Consider the following 19,246-nt stretch of genomic DNA (forward strand, 5'->3'; position numbering starts at 1 on the left):
GCGGGCAACCTGCGCTCGCTGCCAGATATCCTGGACGAGCTCTACAAGAAAACCAGCAAGATGGGGGACGCCACCCGCTCGGGCTACTTCAAGGCCATCGCCGGCGAAGAGGCATTTGCCGCCCTGACCGTGCTAACCGAGCAGGCCGGTTCCGGCAAGCTGCAGGAGCTGATCGCCACCTTGAAGCAAACCCAGGGGGAAGCAGGCAAGGTCGCCAAGGTGATGGCCGATAACGCCATCGGCGACCTGGACAACCTTACCTCCGCCTGGGACGACGTAGGCATCCAGATGATGGAGACCGAGAACGGCCCACTGCGCGGCATTATCCAACGCATCACCGAGATCATCCAAGTCACTGGCGACTGGATGCGGGCCAACCCAGAGCTTACCTCTACCCTGACCCGTATCGCGGCGGTCACCGCCGTAACGGCTGCTGCTGGCGGGTCACTGTTGCTGATTGTGGCCGGTCTGCTGGGGCCACTGGCCGCCATCAAGATGGGGCTTTCAACCCTGCTGGTTTATGGCGGCCCGCTGCTGGCCTTCATCAAGGCGCTGACCATGGGCATGGTCAGGCTCGGGATTGCCATGCTCACCACCCCGATCGGCTGGTTCATCATGGGGATTGTGGCAATCGCGGCCGGCGCCTACCTGCTCTACAAACATTGGGATGGGGTCACCAAGTGGTTCAGCGACCTATGGGCCCAGTGCAAGGCCCCTGCTCTCGCCTTCTGGGAACTCCTGAAAGAGCTCTTCTCATGGACCCCCATCGGCATGCTGATCATGCACTGGAACGAGATCTGGGCCTTCTTCGATACCCTGCCTGCGGGCGCCACCAACAAGGGTAAGGCCATCATCGACGGCCTGATTGGCGGCATCAGTGCCAAGTGGGAGAGCTTGAAGAACAAGATAAAAGCCCTCACCGACCTGCTGCCGGAATGGATGAAGGGGGGCGGCTCGGTCACCGCCAACGTCAATCCGTCCGGCTACCTCACCGGCAACTACAACACCCCGGCCATGGCGGGCGGGTCGGGCTACGGCCCGCGCATCGTCACCCCAGTGCGGCCGGTGGCCAGAGGCAACAGCACCACCCAGATCCACGCCCCGATCAGTATCACCCAGCAGCCGGGACAATCAGCCACCGATGTGGCGCAAGAGGTGCGCCGCGAACTGGACCGACGCGAACGGCAGGCGGCTGCCAGTGGCCGCGCCTCCCTGACCGACCGCAACTAAGGAGCAACCACCATGATGATGACCCTGGGCTGGTTCGTGTTTATGCGCTCGACCATGGCCCCGCAATCCCAACAAGACGAACGCGCATGGCGCCACCCGGGCAATAACCGGGTCGGCGCCCGCCCCTCATACCAGTACCTCGGGCCAGATGACGAGCTCAGTCACTTAAGCGGGGTACTCTATCCAGAGCTCACCGGCGGCCCTGTCTCCCTCGATATGCTCAACAGCATGGGTGACAGCGGCCAAGCCTTCCCCTTAATCCAAGGGGATGGCGTGATGCGCGGCTCGTTCGTGATAGAGGGGATCAGCACCACCCGCAGCGAGTTCTTCCAGGATGGCAGCGCCAGAAAAATCGAGTTCAGCATCAAGCTCAAGCGGGTCGATGACAACGACAGCTCCCTCGGCAATACCTTGCTCGGGCGCACCGCGGGCAACCTGCTCGGTAGATTGGGCGTCGGCAAGCTGCTGAACACCGTAGGCGGCAAACTCGGGGGGCAGCTCTGATGGGGGCATTCGACCAGTTTGGTACCCGCTTGGCTGAAAACCTTGGTATCACCAACCAGCTGGATGCCCTGAGCCAGCAGCATCCGGCGCCCGCCTATCAGGTGCGGGTCGATGGCAGCGATATCTCGGGCACCCTGCGCCCGCGCCTGATGCACATGACCATCACCGATAACCGGGGCTTTTCGGCCGATACCATCGAAATCGCCCTCGATGACAGCGACGGCAAGCTGGCCATGCCGCGCCGTGGGGCCACCCTGCAAGCCAGCATCGGCTGGCAAGGCGGCCCCCTGGTCGATAAAGGCACCTTCAAAATTGACGAGGTGGAGCATGGCGGCGCGCCGGATGTGCTCACCATCAGAGGCAAATCGGCGGACCTGCGCGGGGGCATGAACAAACTGCGCGAGCGCAGCTGGCACTTCGAGACCATCGGCGCCATCGTTGAGCAGCTTGCCGCCCGCTATGGCCTGACACCGAGCGTTGGCGACGCCTTCAAGGGGATGGTGATCGACCACATCGACCAGACCAACGAGAGCGATCTGGCCTTTCTCACCCGCTTGGCCACCGAGCAGGATGCCATCGCCACCATCAAATCTGGCCGCCTGATGTTCATCAAGGCGGGCAACGGCACCACCGCCAGCGGTAAGCCACTACCTACCATCACTATCACCCGCCAGGACGGCGATCAGCACCAGTTCTCGGTGGCAGACCGCGACGCCTACACCGGTGTCATCGCCTACTGGCAAGACAACAAGGCCGCCGAGAAGAAGAAAATCGAGGTGAAGCGCAAGCGAAAGACCAAACCGAAAGAGGAACGGCCGCTACCGCCGGGGGTGGTAGTCAACAAGAAGGAGAACGAGCTGCTGGTTGGCGACAGTGAGAACGTCAAGGAACTGCGCCACGTTTACGCCAGCCAAGGCAACGCAATGAGGGCAGCGCGGGCTGAGTGGGAAAAGCTGCAGCGAGGTGTGGCCGAGTTTCAGATCACCCTGGCCAAAGGCCGACCCGAGCTCTACCCGGAACAACCCACCACGGTCAGGGGATTCAAACCGCAAATCGACGAGGCCGACTGGCTACTGACCCAGGTCGTCCACGACCTCACCGACCAGGGCTACACCAACCGCTTGCAACTCGAAGTAAAACTGGCAGAGCTGCCGGAGTGACCACACAGATAAAAAAGCGTGGACAGAATGTGGACATAAGAAATGAAAAACTGATGTAAAACAGATGGTTATAGATACAAAAAAGGAGGCCTGAGCCTCCTTTATTTTTTATAACAGTGCTGGAATTAGACCAGAGCTGCTTTAGCTTTTTCAACCAGGGCGGTGAAAGCCAGCTTGTCGTGAACGGCGATATCGGACAGGATCTTGCGATCGATCTCGATAGAAGCCTTCTTCAGACCGTTGATCAGACGGCTGTAGGACAGACCGTTCTGACGGGCAGCAGCGTTGATACGCGCAATCCACAGCTGACGGAATTGACGCTTTTTCTGGCGACGGTCACGGTAGGCATACTGACCAGCTTTGGTTACCGCTTGTACCGCTACGCGGTAAACACGGGAACGGGCGCCGTAGTAACCCTTGGCGGCTTTCATTACTTTCTTGTGACGAGCACGAGCAGTCACACCACGTTTAACTCTTGGCATTTTTCACATCCCCCCTTATGCGTACGGCAGACAAGCGACAACACGTTTGTGGTCGGCAGCGGAAACAAAGAACTTCGGTCCCAGCTGACGCTTACGCTTACTGCTCTTCTTGGTCAGGATGTGACGCAGGTGGTTGTGCTTGCACTTGAAGCGACCTGAGCCAGTCTTCTTGAAGCGCTTTGCGGCGCCCCGGTTGGTTTTCATCTTCGGCATTTCATACTCCGCATTGTGAGTGACAACAAAATCGCAAGGCGAACCGACTCATGGAGCGAGCCCCATGAGTCAATTTCTTGTGGGCCTTAAGATTTCTTCTTAGGTGCGAGGACCATCACAGCTTGACGGCCTTCGACTTTCGGGAACGATTCGACTACGGCCAACTCTTCCAGATCGTTCTTGACGCGCTCAAGAACCTTGATACCAAGATCCTGGTGTGCCATTTCACGACCACGGAAGCGCAGGGTGACCTTAGCCTTGTCCCCGTCTTCCAGAAAGCGAACCAGGTTGCGTAGTTTTACCTGATAGTCGCCTTCGTCAGTGCCAGGACGGAATTTGATCTCCTTGACCTGGACGACTTTCTGCTTTTTCTTCTGTTCTTTGGTGGTTTTGCTCTTTTCGTAGAGGAATTTGCCGTAATCCATGATCCGGCAAACGGGCGGCTCGGCGTTCGGACTGATCTCGACCAGATCCACTTCGGCCTCTGCGGCCAAGTTCAGTGCTTCCTGGATAGATACGATGCCAAGAGCTTCGCCATCCAGACCAGCCAAACGAACTTCTTTCAGACGGATCTCTTCATTGATCCGGTGAGCGCGGGCTTGCGGTTGCTTGCCCAGTTTTTTTCCGCCTTTTATAGCTTATTCCTCCACTTTCTTTTGTCCGCGGGTCTGAACTTCCTGGGTCAGCAGAGCGATGAACTCTTCAACAGGATAAGTGCCCAGGTCAGCCCCTTTACGAGTCCGTACTGCAATCTTACCGGCTTCAACTTCTTTATCGCCGCAGACCAGCATGAAAGGTACTCGCTTCAAAGTATGCTCGCGGATTTTAAAGCCAATCTTCTCATTTCTCAAGTCCGCTTTTGCGCGAAGGCCCGCATCATTCAATGCTTTGGCTACTTTCACCGCATAATCGGCCTGATTGTCCGTGATATTCATGACCACAGCCTGAGTCGGAGCCAACCAGGTCGGGAACAGACCGGCGTACTCTTCAGTCAGAATACCGATGAAGCGCTCGATAGAACCCAAGATGGCCCGGTGGATCATCACAGGTACATGACGATCGTTGTTTTCGCCCACATAAGTGGCACCCAGACGACCAGGCAGGGCAAAGTCGAGCTGCACGGTACCACATTGCCACGCACGATCAAGGCAATCGTGCAGGGTAAATTCAATTTTTGGACCGTAGAACGCCCCTTCACCCGGCTGCAAATCGTACTTCAGACCGTTGAGCTCCAGCGCTTCGGCCAGCGCTTTCTCGGCGCGATCCCACATCTCGTCAGAGCCGATACGCTGCTCGGGACGAGTGGAGAGCTTGACCACGATGTTCTCGAAGCCAAAGGTACCGTAGACGTCATAGACCATACGAATACAGCCGGAGACCTCTTCCATGATCTGCTCTTCGGTACAGAAGATGTGAGCGTCATCCTGAGTGAAACCGCGCACCCGCATCAGACCGTGCAGGGAACCGGACGGCTCGTTGCGGTGGCAGGAACCAAACTCGGCCATCCGCAGCGGCAGATCGCGGTAGGACTTCAGACCCTGGTTGAAGATCTGGACGTGACCCGGGCAGTTCATCGGCTTGATGGCGTACTCGCGGTTTTCGGACTGGGTGGTGAACATGGCCTGGGCATACTTCTCCCAGTGACCTGAACGCTCCCACAGGACGCGGTCCATCATGAACGGACCTTTCACTTCCTGATAGTCGTACTCTTTGAGCTTGCCGCGGATAAAGGTTTCCAGCTCACGGAAGATGGTCCAGCCATCGTTGTGCCAGAACACCATACCGGGTGCTTCTTCCTGCATGTGATACAGGTCGAGCTGCTTGCCGATCTTGCGGTGGTCGCGCTTGGCGGCCTCTTCCAGACGCTGCAGATAAGCCTTGAGCTGCTTCTTGTCAGCCCAGGCAGTACCGTAGATACGCTGCAGCATCTTGTTGTTGGAGTCGCCACGCCAGTAGGCGCCGGACATCTTCAGCAACTTGAAGTGGTGGCAGTGACGCATGTTGGGCACGTGCGGGCCGCGACACATGTCGATGTACTCTTCGTGATGATAGAGACCTGGCTGGTCATCACGGGCAATGTTCTGATCCAGGATTTCGACTTTGTAAGACTCGCCGCGCGCCTCGAATACATCGCGCGCTTCTTGCCAGGAGACTTTCTTCTTGATGACGTCGTAATCCTTGGCTACCAGCGCCAGCATGCGCTCTTCCAGGGCAGCCAGATCTTCATCGGTCAGGGTACGGTCAAGATCAACGTCATAGTAGAAGCCGTTGTCGATGACAGGACCGATGGCCATCTTGGTCTGGGGCCAGAGTTGCTTGATAGCATGACCCAGCAAGTGAGCGCAGGAGTGGCGCAGGATGTCCAGACCTTCTTCGTCTTTGGCGGTGATGATGGCCAGCGCAGCATCGGCTTCGATCAGCTCGCATGCATCCACCAGTTCACCGTTTACCCGACCGGCAATGCACGCCTTGGCGAGACCGGGACCGATGTCCGCAGCCACATCCATGACGGAAACAGAGTGGGCAAATTGACGTTGGCTGCCGTCAGGCAGAGTAATGATTGGCATTATGTGTTTCCTTATACAGTGGTGACCCCTACCAAAGGTCACATGCGGGATGGAAAAGAGATTCAAAAAGGTGATGTTCTGGTTCTCCACAGCACTTTGCGAAGACGGCCTGACACGCAAACAGCATGTCTAACATGACAAACCAAGCCAAAACGGCCCCCATGCTACCAGAAGTCGGGCGTGCTGTATCGGATTTGCAGATATTTTCTACAGTCAAATGAGTCGCCTACCGACTATTCGCCAAGCAGGGATTGCCAGTTGAAGTCAAAGTCACTGCTCCCCTCCTCTGCCAGCGCCAGCTCTTGCAGCACCTGAAGCGCCAGCTTGTTGCCCTTTTGTGCCGCCTGATAGAGCCACTGTTTCGCCTGAGCCAGATCGACCCTGCCGCTGACCCCCATCAGATGAAGCACACCGACTTTCAGCATGGCCGGGACATCACCATTGCGGGCAGCCTGCTCCATCCAGTGAAAGGCTTGGCGCAGATCTCGCTTGACCCCGACACCGCGCAGATAGAGCTCTGCCAGCCGATATTGGCCGAAGGGATCTCCTGCCTGCGCCGACTGGCGATAGAGGCTGATGGCCTGATGGATATCCTGCTCGCTCCCCTGCCCCACCTCATGACTCCAGCCCATCAGGGCTTGCGCCCGAGGTTGGCCTTGATCGGCCAGTGGCGACCAGATCCGGGTCGCCTCATCAAAGTGACCGGTACGCCAGGCACGGTTGGCGGCAGCCATCTCCTGCTCGGTGGAGAGCGGAAGCAGACGCCAGATAACCAGCGCAAACAGACCGATAAACAGCCAACGGGAAGTGGTGGGGCTCATGATGATTTCCGTGATCCAGTTCTCATTTCGTCTATGTAAACGAAATGTAGCGTTGCGATCAAGCAAGAGATCCCTACGACAACCCTTTTTGCACCCGGTCGATCAGCAGTTGTTGTCATTTATCCGGGGTACCTGCAAAATAACTGTATGTATAAACAGTGTCGGTGCACACCATGGCAGGACGAGGCAGCCCCAACAATATCGATCACCGTTTTAGCGGCCCCCTTGTCGAAGCGGTCGATGACGGCTGGCAATCGTCCGATTGGGATGCCGCCTTCACTTCTTCTGTGCCTGGCACCGAAGTGCGGGAGATCGATGCACGCAGTATCATCAGCTACAACAGCTCGCCGGATGTCCCCTTTGGTCGCTCCATCAACCCCTATCAGGGGTGCGAACACGGCTGCATCTACTGCTATGCCAGACCCAGTCACGCCTATCTGGAACTCTCCCCTGGTCTTGATTTCGAGAGCAAGCTGTTTGCTAAACGCAATGCAGCCGATCTGCTGCGTCGGGAGTTTGCCAAACCGGCCTATCAGCCACAGACCATCTTCATTGGCGCCAATACCGACCCCTATCAACCCATCGAGCAGCGCTATCGCCTCACCCGGCAGTTGCTGGAAGTGATGCTGGCCCACCGCCATCCGGTCGGACTCATTACCAAGAGCGCCATGATCTTGCGCGACCTCGATCTGTTGACCGAGCTGGCCAGAGAGGGACTGTGTCAGGTGATGGTATCGGTGACGACCTTGAACGAAACCCTGCGGCGACAGCTGGAGCCCCGCGCCAGCACGGGCACCGGCCGCTTGAAAGTGATCGAAAAGCTGGCCAACGCTGGTATACAGGTGGGGGTATTGGCCGCCCCCATGATCCCGCGGCTCAATGAGCCGGAGCTGGAGCAGATCATCAAATCGGCTGCCGAGGCTGGCGCCAGCTGCGCCGATTACATTCTGCTGCGCCTGCCCCACGAGCTGGCGCCGCTATTTGGTGACTGGCTCGATACCCACTATCCGGGCCAGAAGGAGGCTATTTTGAATCAGTTGCGAGCCAGCCGCGGTGGCGGGCTCAACAGTACCGCCTTCGGTACCCGCATGCGCGGTGAGGGGCACTTTGCCGATCTGCTGGCCCAGCGCTTTCGCCTTATCAGCAAACGACTTGATCTGGGCAAACGCCATATTCAGCTCAGGCTGGATGGGTTTATCCGCCCCGGGGAGCAGCTGTCGCTCTTCTAATCCCCCTGCTCACGCCCTTCACGCATCAGGCACAGAGCCCTTGCCTGCCAAGAGGTCGAGAGGAAGATATGCCGCGATACATCCTGTGGAAAACCCGCTTTCCTAATTTTCCAAATTGGCCAACGAAGTAGCCATGTCGCCACAAGATCGCGCAATCCGGTAAAGGCTGTGTTAGCGCCTTAGCCTGCGCGCTGATCCCGACCCTGCTGCACCATTTCAACCGGTAGTCGCGAGGGTTCATGAGCCACTTCGTGCTCATCCTCTTCATACAGCGGCACCTCTGACTCGCCCCATACCCGGCTCCACCAAATTTCCCACGTGATCCAACTGGTCATATGCAGCTCCTGACGGTGAAGGTGATGGCAACAACGCACCACTCGCCTGGCAGGATAGCGGCTGGGAATGACAGGGAAATGACAAAAAAATCACTTGTAAAAAGCAACTGGCGGTGGCGAGGAAAAGCCGAAACAGTTCACATATTCGGCGAAATCATACTGAAAGCGGTCACAAATCTGCAGGTTGTTGATTGCAGCTCACTCTGTTCCCGCCAAAGCTGAGTTGCCCATTCAGGCATCTATAAAAACAGGGACACAATAATGAAACACACAGCGGGAATATGGGCGATCGCAGGCATGCTGATCGCCCCCTTGGCGCACGCCGACGTCATACTGCACGCCTTCAACTGGAAGTACAGTGAAGTGACCGCCAAAGCCGATCTTATCAAGTCAGCCGGTTACAAACAGGTACTCATCTCACCACCTCTCAAGTCATCAGGCAACGAGTGGTGGGCTCGTTACCAGCCGCAGGATCTGCGTCTTGTCGACTCCCCTCTTGGCAACAAGCAGGATCTCGAGCAGCTGATCGCCGCCATGAAGGCGCGAGGTATCGCCGTCTATGCCGATGTGGTGCTCAACCACATGGCCAACGAAAGCTGGAAACGCAGCGATCTCAACTATCCCGGCAACGAGCTGCTGCAAAGCTACGCCAGCAACCCGGCCTATTTCGAGCGCCAGAAACTGTTTGGCGATCTCGGGCAAAACTTCCTCTCCGGTCAGGATTTTCATCCCGAAGGGTGCATTAGCGACTGGAGCGATCCGGGTCATGTCCAGTATTGGCGACTCTGTGGTGGTGCCGGTGACAAGGGGCTGCCGGATCTGGATCCCAACAACTGGGTAGTGAGCCAGCAACAGGCCTATCTCAAGGCGCTTAAGGGGATGGGGATCAAGGGTTTTCGGGTCGATGCGGTCAAACACATGAGCGATTACCAGATCAATGCCGTGTTCACCCCCGAGATCAAACAGGGGATGCATGTCTTTGGCGAGGTGATCACCACAGGGGGCGCAGGCAGCACCGATTACGAGCGCTTCCTCAAACCCTACCTCGACAGCAGCGGCCAGGGAGCCTATGACTTTCCGCTGTTTGCCTCCCTGCGCGGTGCCTTCAGTTACGGTGGCAGCATGAACCTGCTGGCGGATCCGGGCGCCTATGGTCAGGCGCTACCGGGCAGTCGTGCCGTCACCTTTGCCGTGACCCACGACATCCCCACCAACGACGGCTTCCGCTATCAGATCCTGAGCCAGACTGACGAGAAGCTGGCCTACGCCTACCTGCTCGGCCGCGATGGCGGCTCGCCGCTGGTCTATTCGGATCACGGCGAGACCCAGGCCAAGGATGGACTGCGCTGGCAGGATTACTACCAGCGCGCCGATCTCAAGGGGATGATCCGCTTCCACAATGCTGTGCAGGGTCAACCCATGCAGCTGGTCGGCAGCGGTGACTGCTTCGTGCTGTTCAAACGGGGCAAACAGGGGCTGGTCGGTATCAACAAGTGCGACTACGAGCAAGAGTACTGGCTCGATACCGCCAGGTTCGAGATGAACTGGTATCGCAACTATCGGGACGTGCTCGACCAAGGCGCCGTGGTCAACGTGCAGAGCCAGTGGGTACGGGTCGCCATTCCCGCCCGCAGCGCCAGAATGTGGTTGCAGGAGTAATCCGCCAGCCCCCTGTCGCGCAGGAAGCTGGCAGTCATAAAAAGCAGACAAATAAAAAGAGCGACCACCAGGGTCGCTCTTTTTGCTCAGAAACGTTGCTCGGGTACTGGTGACGATTACTCGTCGCCCGCTTCCCCTGCATCGACCGCATCAGTGCCGGTCGCGGTATCGGTACCTTCAGATACCTCACCGTCAACGGCCAGAGCGTCGTTCTCGTCTTCGTCGCTCTCGGCGATGCGCTGCAGGCCCACCACGGTCTCGTCTTCACCGGTACGGATCAGACGGACACCGCCGGTGTTACGGCCAATGACGCTCACCTCGGCAACACGGGTACGCACCAGGGTGCCGCCGTTGGTGATCAGCATGATCTGGTCGGTATCTTCGACCTGGATCGCATCGATCACCTTGCCATTACGCTCATCCACCTTGATGGAGATAACGCCCTGGGTACCACGGCTCTTGGTCGGGTATTCGGCCAACGCAGTCCGCTTGCCGTAACCATTCTCGGTGGCGGTGAGGATGGCACCTTCGCCGCGCGGAACGATGAGGGAAACCACCTTGTCACCGGCGCCTAGCTTGATGCCGCGCACACCGGCGGCGGTACGCCCCATGGGACGCACACCCTTGAAGGTACCCTTGCTTTCGGTGCCTTCGCCGTTGTCGCTGCCATCATCGTCATTGCCGGCATCGTCGTCGGTTTCAACGTCATCGCTGACATCCGCATCGGCGCGACCGCTGCCTTCCGCGAAGCGAACGACTTTACCCGCATCGGAGAAGAGCATGATCTCGTTGCTGCCATCGGTGATATCCACCCCGATCAGCTCATCACCCTCTTTGAGGTTGATGGCGCGGATACCGGAGGAGAGCGGACGGCTGAAGTCAGAGAGGCTGGTCTTCTTCACGGTACCGTTGGCGGTGGCGAAGAACACATACTTCTCGGCGTCATATTCCTTCACCGGCAGAATAGCGGTGATACGCTCACCCTCTTCCAGCGGCAGCAGGTTGATGATCGGACGACCACGGGCGCCACGGGACGCTTCCGGCAGCTGGTAAACCTTGAGCCAGTAGACCTTGCCACGGGTGGAGAAGCACAGAATGGTGTCGTGGGTGTTGGCCACCAGCAGACGCTCCACAAAGTCCTCTTCCTTGATCCGGGTGGCCGACTTGCCACGACCACCGCGGCGCTGGGCCTCGTAGTCGGAGAGCGGCTGATACTTCACATAGCCCTGGTGAGACAGGGTAACCACCACGTCTTCCGGGGTGATCAGATCTTCGATGTTGATCTCGGCACTGGACATGCTGATCTCGGTGCGACGCTCGTCGCCATACTGCTCACGCACGGCCAGCAGTTCATCGCGGATCACTTCCATCAGACGAGCCGGGCTCGCCAGGATGTGCAGCAGCTCGGCGATCAGATCCAGCAGAGATTGGTACTCTTCCAGGATCTTCTCATGCTCGAGGCCGGTCAGCTTGTGCAGACGCAGGTCAAGGATGGCCTGGGCTTGCTGTTCAGTCAGGAAGTATTGACCTTCACGGATACCGAACTCCGGCTCCAGCCACTCTGGCCGTGCCGCGTCGTCGCCCGCTTTTTCCAGCATGGCGGCCACGTTGCCGAGTTCCCAGCCCTTGGCAACCAAGCCCGCTTTCGCGTCGGCCGGGGTCGCGCTGTGACGGATCAGCTCGATGATGGGATCAATGTTGGCCAGCGCAACCGCCAGACCTTCCAAAATGTGTGCCCGATCCCGCGCCTTGCGCAGTTCGAACACGGTCCGGCGAGTCACTACTTCACGGCGGTGCAGCAGGAACGCATCCAGGATCTCTTTAAGGTTCATCACCTTGGGCTGGTTGTTATCGAGCGCCACCATGTTGATGCCGAACGTGGTCTGCATCTGGGTGTGCTTGTAGAGATTGTTCAGCACAATCTCGCCGGACTCGCCGCGCTTGATCTCGATAACGATGCGCATGCCGTCTTTGTCAGACTCATCGCGCAGGGCACTGATGCCCTCGATCTTCTTCTCTTTGACCAGCTCGGCGATCTTCTCGATCAGTCGAGCCTTGTTCACCTGATAGGGGATCTCGTGAACGATGATGGTCTCGCGACTGGTCTTCTCGTCCACTTCCACTTCAGCCTTGGCCCGCACATAGATGGAGCCACGACCGGTACGGTACGCCTGCACGATGCCGGAACGACCGTTGATAATGCCGCCGGTGGGGAAATCCGGGCCGGTGATGTAGGTCATCAGCTCGTCAATGGTGAGGTCACCGTTTTCGATCAGCGCCAGGCAGCCATTGACAATCTCGGTGAGGTTGTGAGGCGGAATATTGGTCGCCATGCCCACCGCGATACCGGAGGAGCCGTTGACCAGCAGGTTGGGAACCTTGGTAGGCATGACCGCCGGGATCATCTCGGTGCCGTCATAGTTCGGCACCCAGTCCACGGTCTCTTTGTCCAGATCAGCCAGCAGCTCGTGGGAGATGCGGGCCATCCGCACTTCGGTATAACGCATCGCCGCGGCGCTGTCGCCGTCGACTGAACCGAAGTTGCCCTGACCATCGACCAGCATGTAACGCATGGAGAAATCCTGCGCCATCCGGACAATGGTGTCATACACAGCGCTATCGCCGTGCGGGTGATATTTACCGATTACGTCACCGACCACACGGGCCGATTTTTTATAGGGCTTGTTCCAGTCGTTCCCCAACTCGTTCATAGCAAACAGAACGCGGCGGTGAACCGGTTTCAAGCCATCACGCACATCCGGCAGAGCTCGTCCTACGATCACGCTCATGGCGTAATCAAGATAGGAACTCTTGAGCTCTTCTTCGATGTTGACCGGCGTGATCTCTCTGGCCAGATCGCTCATAGAAAGCCTTATCCCTAATTAGTTGTTCTTTGGCTTAAACAGCGCGACATGGTAACACACTGAGCCAAATACCTTAAGCCACAAATCGGGTATCAGATCGGGCTGGTGTGACAAAGTCCGTCCGTTATAATGCCCGCCAGGACAATAGATTGCGCCCATGACTCAGATGCGGGCGCCCTGCCACAGGATCTTCGAAAAATGAACAGTGATGCCAATGTCGATCTGACAGAAATCGCCAAGTTTGAAGCCATCGCCTCCCGCTGGTGGGACATGGAAGGTGAATTCAAACCCCTGCATCAAATCAATCCGGTACGCCTTGACTGGATCACCGACAAAAGTGGCGGTCTGTTTGGCAAGCGCATTCTCGATATCGGCTGCGGTGGTGGCATTCTCTCCGAGAGCATGGCCCGCCGTGGCGCCAGGGTCACCGGCATCGACATGGGCAAGGAACCCCTCGGCGTCGCCCGCCTGCACGCCCTTGAGCAGGGTGTCGAGCTCGAGTACCGCCAGATCACTGCCGAAGCCCATGCCGCCGAAGTACCGGGCCAGTATGACGTGGTCACCTGCATGGAGATGCTGGAGCATGTGCCGGACCCCGCCTCCGTGTTGCGCGCCATCGCGACTCTGGTACGCCCAGGCGGCCGGGTGTTTGTCTCCACCATCAACCGCAACCCCAAATCCTATCTGATGATGATCATCGGGGCCGAATACCTGATGAAGATGGTGCCCAAGGGTACCCACGATCACAAAAAATTCATCACCCCGGCCGAACTGTGTCGCATGGGGGAAGCTGCTGGCCTGCTGGTGCGGGATATGAGCGGGGTGCACTATGCACCGCTCACCAACCAGTTCAAGCTCGGCAAAAATGTCGACGTCAACTATATGGTGGAGTTTGTCCGCCCGGAGCACGGCTGATGAGCGCCTCTCGCCCTCTTCCCCTGCGCGGTGTGCTGTTCGATCTGGATGGCACCCTGCTCGACACAGCCCCGGATCTGGGTGCCGCCGTCAACCACGTGCTGATAAACGAAGGCTTTGCGCCGCTCTCTGACGACATAATTCGTCAGACCACCTCCCACGGAGCGCTCGGGCTGCTGAAAGCGGGCCTCGGCGATGAACTGCTTGAAGAGCTGGGGGCCACGCGCCTGCGCAATGCCCTGCTCGACTACTACGCGGCCAATCTCTGCGTCGGTACCCGTCCCTATGAGGGAATGGTGGATCTTATCGAGTGGCTCGACGAGAAACAGCTCCCCTGGGGCATAGTCACCAACAAGCCGGGCTTTCTCACCGAGCCACTGCTGGCGGCCCTGCCACAGCTCGCCAGCTGCGGCGTCACCGTCAGTGCCGATACCCTGCCAGTACGCAAGCCCGACCCCGCCCCCATGTTCTTTGCCTGCGAGAAGCTGGGGGTCGAGGCGGCTCACTGCCTCTATGTGGGGGATCATGTGCGGGATATCGAAGCAGGCCGCAATGCCGGCATGCGCACTGCGGTCGCTGGCTGGGGCTATCTCAATGATGAGGAAGATCCCGCCCAGTGGGGCGCCGATCTGCAGTTTGATACCGTGCAGGCCCTGCACCACTGGCTGCGCTATGAGTTTACGGCCAAGGCGTAACGCGCAGCCTTACCGGCTGATATGCGATAACGGGGCGAAGAGACTCTTCGCCCTTGCATCTCTTCCTTTACGCTCCTGCGTCCTGCGCCACCATCACTCGTCTATTCATGGATAATAAAGGCAGCTTTCTGCCTGTTGGATACCCATTTGACAAGCTCGCAACCGTCACAAAACGGCCACAAACCACCGTCATCTGATGCAAAGCCCTTGCCACGCTGAGCCCGCGGCTGCGACAACTGGACAGCTTTTGACCCTTGTTGCATAAGGGATAATCAGCCGCCGTTTGCTAGTAAAAAGCCCCCCGTTTCGCAAGCAAAAAAAGTTATTTAAATTTTCCATCTTCGATCGGGAGACTTGCTTTTAGCGGAGCGGACGAATGAAAACCCGCTCACTGTGAGCGGTCACTAACTGATGGGGCAAGACTCACAATTTATCCACAGCTCGTCACTTATCCACACATTGCAATGGCGGGCTGACCTCACTATCTTGTAGCTCGAACTTAAAATAACACTACATCTTGTGATTCATCGCACAATCTCTACCCAACTCCCGCACACCGCCGGAGCCTGGGTGGCGCCATTGTGCGATGGTTTTTCGGGAATCAACTGAAGGTCATCAGCCAATGAACTTGTTTGTGACGAAGCGTAACGGACACAAAGAACCCATCGATCTGGATAAAATTCACCGCGTGCTGGACTGGGCCGCCGAAGGGCTCGACAACGTGTCGGTCTCCCAGGTAGAGCTCAAGTCCCACATCCAGTTCTATGACGGTATCCGTACCGCCGACATTCACGAAACCATCATCAAGGCGACGGCTGACCTCATCTCCGAGCAGACCCCTGACTACCAGTACATGGCCGCCCGTCTGGCCATCTTCCACCTGCGCAAGAAGGCCTACGGCCAGTTCGAACCGCCCCACCTCTACCAGCACGTGGCTCGTCTGGTCGACATGGGCAAGTACGACAAACACCTGCTGGAAGACTACACCCAGGCTGAATTCGAAGAGCTGAACGCGCACATGGATCACTGGCGCGACATGGATTTCTCCTACGCGGCGGTCAAGCAGCTGGAAGGCAAGTATCTGGTACAAAACCGCGTCACCGGCGAGATCTACGAGAGCCCGCAGTTCCTCTACATTCTGGTAGCGGCCTGCCTCTTCTCCAAGTATCCGAAGGATACCCGTCTGGACTACATCAAGCGCTTCTATGATGCGGTCTCGACCTTCAAGATCTCGCTGCCGACCCCGATCATGAGCGGCGTGCGCACCCCGACCCGTCAGTTCAGCTCCTGCGTACTGATCGAGTGCGACGACAGCCTAGACTCCATCAACGCCACCGCCAGCTCCATCGTGCGTTACGTTTCCCAGCGCGCCGGTATCGGCATCAACGCCGGTCGCATCCGCGGTCTTGGCAGCCCCATCCGTGGTGGCGAAGCGTTCCACACCGGTTGCATCCCCTTCTACAAATACTTCCAGACTGCCGTGAAGTGCTGCTCCCAGGGCGGCGTGCGCGGCGGTGCGGCCACCCTGTTCTACCCGCTGTGGCACACCGAAGTGGAAAGCCTGCTGGTGCTGAAGAACAACCGCGGCGTGGAAGAGAACCGTGTTCGTCACATGGACTACGGCGTGCAGATCAACAAGCTGATGTACCAGCGCCTCATCAAGGGCGGTGACATCACACTGTTCTCCCCGTCCGATGCGCCGGGTCTGTACGACGCCTTCTTCGCCGATCAGGACAAGTTCGAAGAGCTCTACGTCAAGTACGAGCAGGATCCGGCCATTCGCAAGAAGACCCTGAAAGCGGTAGACCTCTTCTCCTTGATGATGCAAGAGCGTGCCGGTACCGGTCGCATCTACATCCAGAACGTGGATCACTGCAACACCCACAGCCCGTTCGACCCGAGCGTGGCGCCGGTACGCCAGTCCAACCTCTGCCTCGAGATTGCGCTGCCGACCAAGCCGCTCAACAACATCGACGACGAGAACGGCGAGATCGCTCTGTGCACCCTCTCTGCCTTCAACCTGGGTGCCATCGACAAACTGGAAGATCTGGAAGAGATGGCGGATCTGGCCGTGCGCGCCCTCGATGCCCTGCTCGACTATCAGGACTACCCGATTGCCGCCGCCAAGCGTGGCAGCATGGGTCGTCGCACTCTGGGGATCGGCGTCATCAACTACGCCTACTATCTGGCTAAAAACGGTGCCCGCTACTCTGACGGCTCCGGTCTGGCGCTGACTCACCGCACTTTTGAAGCGATCCAGTACTACCTGCTGAAAGCCTCCGTGCAGCTGGCCCGCGAATTCGGCCCCTGCCCGCTGTTTGGCGAGACCACCTATGCCCAGGGCATCCTGCCGATCGACACCTACAAGAAGGATCTGGATGCGCTGTGCAACGAGCCACTGCATCTGGATTGGGAAAGCCTGCGTGAAGAGATCAAGTCCGTGGGTCTGCGCAACTCCACCCTGACCGCCCTGATGCCGAGCGAGACCTCCAGCCAGATCTCCAACGCCACCAACGGCATCGAGCCGCCGCGCGGTCTGGTGTCGGTCAAGGCCTCCAAGGACGGCATTCTCAAACAGGTGGTGCCCGAGTATGATCGCCTGAAAGATCAATACGAATTGCTCTGGAAGCAACCCAGCGTTGACGGCTACCTGCAGCTGGTCGGTATCATGCAGAAGTTTGTGGATCAGGCGATCTCCGCCAACACCAACTACGACCCTGCCCGTTTCGAAGGCAACAAGGTCCCGATGAAACAGCTGCTCAAGGACTTGCTGACCGCCTACAAATACGGCCTCAAGACCCTGTACTATCACAACACCCGTGATGGTGCAGACGATGCCCAGACCGACCTGCAAGATGACGGTTGCGCTGGCGGGGCGTGCAAAATCTAAGTCACGGCAAGAACTGATAACCGGGCGGGAGCATGAAGCTCCCGCTCTCCTGTTTTCTCTATTCACATATTCTGGTAACCATGGCCTATTCAACTTTCTGCCAAACCCAAAACGACCAGCTCAAAGAGCCGATGTTTTTTGGCCAATCGGTCAACGTAGCCCGTTATGATCAACAAAAGCACGAAGTGTTCGAGCGGCTGATCGAGAAGCAGCTCTCCTTCTTCTGGCGCCCGGAAGAGGTGGATGTCTCCCGTGATCGCATCGACTATCAGGCCCTGCCGCCGCACGAGCAGCACATCTTCATCTCCAACCTGAAGTACCAGACCCTGCTGGACTCCATTCAGGGCCGCAGCCCCAACGTGGCCCTGCTGCCGCTGGTCTCCATTCCGGAGCTGGAAACCTGGATTGAGACCTGGGCCTTCTCCGAGACCATCCACTCTCGCTCCTACACCCACATCATCCGCAATATCGTCAACACCCCCGCCCAGGTGTTCGACGACATCGTGACCAACGAGCAGATCTTGAAGCGCGCCGGCTCCATCAGCCACTTCTACGACGACCTGATCGAAGCGACCGCCCTCTACAACCTGCATGGTGAAGGGACCCACACCGTCGCTGGCCGCGAAGTGATCATCACATTGCGCGAGCTCAAGAAGAAACTTTATCTGTGCCTGATGAGCGTCAACGCGCTGGAAGCAATCCGCTTCTACGTCAGCTTCGCCTGCTCCTTTGCCTTCGCCGAGCGTGAACTGATGGAAGGCAACGCCAAGATCATCAAGATGATCGCCCGCGACGAAGCGCTGCATCTCACCGGCACCCAACACATGCTGAACCTGATGCGCACCGGCCAGGATGACCCGGAGATGGCCGAGATCGCCGCCGAGTGCGAACAAGCCTGCTTCGAGATCTTCAAGGAAGCGGCCATTCAGGAGAAAGAGTGGGCCGAGTACCTGTTCCAGGACGGCTCCATGATCGGCCTGAACAAGGACATCCTCTGCCAGTACGTGGAGTACATCACCAACCTGCGCATGAGTGCGGTCGGCCTGCAGCCAGCCTTTGCCGGCACCAAGCAGAACCCTATCCCCTGGATCAACACCTGGCTGTCATCCGACAACGTGCAGGTCGCCCCGCAAGAGGTGGAGGTAAGTTCCTATCTGGTCGGTCAGATCGACAGCGAAGTCAATGCCGATGACCTGGGTGATTTCGAGCTGTGAGTGACGCCACCAACATGCTGACCCCTGCCCCGCACGCGCCTGCCGAACAGCAAGCGGACGTGGCACCACGGGTACATACCCGGAATGGTGCCGTGCTGCACGCCCATCCTGGCGAAAGCGTGTTGGAGACCCTGGAGCGCCATGGTCATCATGTGGAATTCCAGTGTCGCAGCGGCTATTGCGGCGCCTGCCGCACTCCGCTGATGGCTGGCAAGGTGCACTACCCCAATGTGCCGCTGGCATTTGTCGCCCAGGGGGAGTGCCTCCCCTGCTGCTGCACACCGGTCGGCGCCATCCGGCTGGATATCCAGAAGAGCTGACGCAGCCACAGACTGGCAACTCGCACAAAATAGAAAGCCGCCGGAGCAATCCGGCGGCTTTTTTGTCTCTTCTGTCCCGTCCTGAATATGGTTTACACCTTTCCCCCCAATAAATGGAGAACCCGATGGGACAAGGTGTGAAACGGAC

17 protein-coding genes are annotated in these 19,246 nt (G+C 58.1%); 10 read left to right on the forward strand and 7 right to left on the reverse strand.

Annotation, left to right across the window (positions count from 1 at the left end; translation table 11 throughout):
* From G5137_RS20195 to G5137_RS20205, 3 genes are all read left to right on the forward strand, one after another.
* Positions 1 to 1,230 (forward strand): phage tail tape measure protein (locus G5137_RS20195; RefSeq protein ID WP_421255873.1); only part of this gene is annotated, 1,230 nt, incomplete at its 5' end.
* A 12-nt stretch (positions 1,231 to 1,242) separates the two neighbouring features.
* A complete protein-coding gene (locus G5137_RS20200) occupies positions 1,243 to 1,734 on the forward strand; it encodes a phage tail protein (protein ID WP_421255874.1) in 492 nt (163 codons plus the stop codon).
* Positions 1,734 to 2,894, forward strand: coding sequence for a phage late control D family protein (locus tag G5137_RS20205; protein ID WP_421255875.1), 1,161 nt, complete (start codon positions 1,734 to 1,736; stop codon positions 2,892 to 2,894). The genes G5137_RS20200 and G5137_RS20205 overlap by 1 nt, the downstream gene beginning before the upstream one ends.
* A 125-nt stretch (positions 2,895 to 3,019) precedes the next feature.
* Here G5137_RS20205 and rplT read toward each other — a convergent pair whose 3' ends face one another.
* The 5 genes from rplT to G5137_RS20230 all read right to left on the reverse strand — a co-directional run bounded on the left by rplT (position 3,020) and on the right by G5137_RS20230 (position 6,977).
* Entirely contained in the window at positions 3,020 to 3,376 is a 357-nt protein-coding gene (gene rplT, locus G5137_RS20210) for a 50S ribosomal protein L20 (protein ID WP_005300683.1), read from the reverse strand.
* A 15-nt stretch (positions 3,377 to 3,391) separates the two neighbouring features.
* Entirely contained in the window at positions 3,392 to 3,589 is a 198-nt protein-coding gene (gene rpmI / locus G5137_RS20215) for a 50S ribosomal protein L35 (protein WP_005300673.1), read from the reverse strand.
* A gap of 86 nt (positions 3,590 to 3,675) precedes the next feature.
* A complete protein-coding gene (gene infC / locus G5137_RS20220) occupies positions 3,676 to 4,206 on the reverse strand; it encodes a translation initiation factor IF-3 (protein ID WP_234923365.1) in 531 nt (176 codons plus the stop codon).
* 21 nt (positions 4,207 to 4,227) lie between these two features.
* On the reverse strand, positions 4,228 to 6,156 hold the full coding sequence (thrS, locus tag G5137_RS20225; protein WP_005336690.1) for a threonine--tRNA ligase: 1,929 nt from the start codon (positions 6,154 to 6,156) through the stop codon (positions 4,228 to 4,230).
* A gap of 233 nt (positions 6,157 to 6,389) precedes the next feature.
* Positions 6,390 to 6,977, reverse strand: a complete 588-nt coding sequence (locus tag G5137_RS20230; protein ID WP_227342860.1) for a tetratricopeptide repeat protein — start codon at positions 6,975 to 6,977, stop codon at positions 6,390 to 6,392.
* Between the two features lie 173 nt (positions 6,978 to 7,150).
* Between G5137_RS20230 and G5137_RS20235 the strand changes: the two genes are divergently transcribed.
* Complete coding sequence (locus G5137_RS20235) at positions 7,151 to 8,206, forward strand: PA0069 family radical SAM protein (protein ID WP_005336693.1); 1,056 nt, start codon at positions 7,151 to 7,153, stop codon at positions 8,204 to 8,206.
* 179 nt (positions 8,207 to 8,385) lie between these two features.
* Here G5137_RS20235 and G5137_RS20240 read toward each other — a convergent pair whose 3' ends face one another.
* Positions 8,386 to 8,541, reverse strand: coding sequence for a hypothetical protein (locus G5137_RS20240; protein WP_005345370.1), 156 nt, complete (start codon positions 8,539 to 8,541; stop codon positions 8,386 to 8,388).
* Positions 8,542 to 8,802: 261 nt separating this feature from the next.
* Between G5137_RS20240 and G5137_RS20245 the strand changes: the two genes are divergently transcribed.
* The gene (locus tag G5137_RS20245; RefSeq protein WP_421255876.1) at positions 8,803 to 10,200 is read left to right on the forward strand and encodes an alpha-amylase family protein; all 1,398 of its coding nucleotides are present in this window, start codon (positions 8,803 to 8,805) and stop codon (positions 10,198 to 10,200) included.
* 116 nt (positions 10,201 to 10,316) lie between these two features.
* Here the strand turns inward: G5137_RS20245 and gyrA are convergent, their stop codons facing one another.
* Positions 10,317 to 13,064 carry a DNA topoisomerase (ATP-hydrolyzing) subunit A gene (gyrA, locus tag G5137_RS20250; protein WP_005352118.1) on the reverse strand — a complete coding sequence of 916 codons (2,748 nt, stop codon included), beginning with the start codon at positions 13,062 to 13,064 and terminating at the stop codon, positions 10,317 to 10,319.
* A 198-nt stretch (positions 13,065 to 13,262) separates the two neighbouring features.
* Here gyrA and ubiG point away from each other — a divergent pair, with 198 nt between their 5' ends.
* The 5 genes from ubiG to yfaE all read left to right on the forward strand — a co-directional run bounded on the left by ubiG (position 13,263) and on the right by yfaE (position 19,098).
* Positions 13,263 to 13,979: a bifunctional 2-polyprenyl-6-hydroxyphenol methylase/3-demethylubiquinol 3-O-methyltransferase UbiG gene (gene ubiG / locus G5137_RS20255; RefSeq protein ID WP_042053701.1), complete on the forward strand. Its 717-nt coding sequence runs from the start codon at positions 13,263 to 13,265 to the stop codon at positions 13,977 to 13,979.
* Entirely contained in the window at positions 13,979 to 14,674 is a 696-nt protein-coding gene (locus G5137_RS20260; RefSeq protein WP_421255877.1) for an HAD family hydrolase, read from the forward strand. The genes ubiG and G5137_RS20260 overlap by 1 nt, the downstream gene beginning before the upstream one ends.
* A 622-nt stretch (positions 14,675 to 15,296) precedes the next feature.
* Positions 15,297 to 17,564, forward strand: coding sequence for a class 1a ribonucleoside-diphosphate reductase subunit alpha (gene nrdA / locus G5137_RS20265; protein ID WP_215801222.1), 2,268 nt, complete (start codon positions 15,297 to 15,299; stop codon positions 17,562 to 17,564).
* Between the two features lie 80 nt (positions 17,565 to 17,644).
* Positions 17,645 to 18,778: a class Ia ribonucleoside-diphosphate reductase subunit beta gene (nrdB, locus tag G5137_RS20270; protein WP_247822771.1), complete on the forward strand. Its 1,134-nt coding sequence runs from the start codon at positions 17,645 to 17,647 to the stop codon at positions 18,776 to 18,778.
* Positions 18,775 to 19,098 carry a class I ribonucleotide reductase maintenance protein YfaE gene (gene yfaE, locus G5137_RS20275; protein WP_421255878.1) on the forward strand — a complete coding sequence of 108 codons (324 nt, stop codon included), beginning with the start codon at positions 18,775 to 18,777 and terminating at the stop codon, positions 19,096 to 19,098. The genes nrdB and yfaE overlap by 4 nt, the downstream gene beginning before the upstream one ends.
* Positions 19,099 to 19,246 lie beyond the last annotated feature (148 nt).

The organism is Aeromonas sp. 600282 (assembly GCF_049175755.1).
In the GTDB taxonomy this organism is placed as follows: domain Bacteria; phylum Pseudomonadota; class Gammaproteobacteria; order Enterobacterales; family Aeromonadaceae; genus Aeromonas; species Aeromonas veronii_A.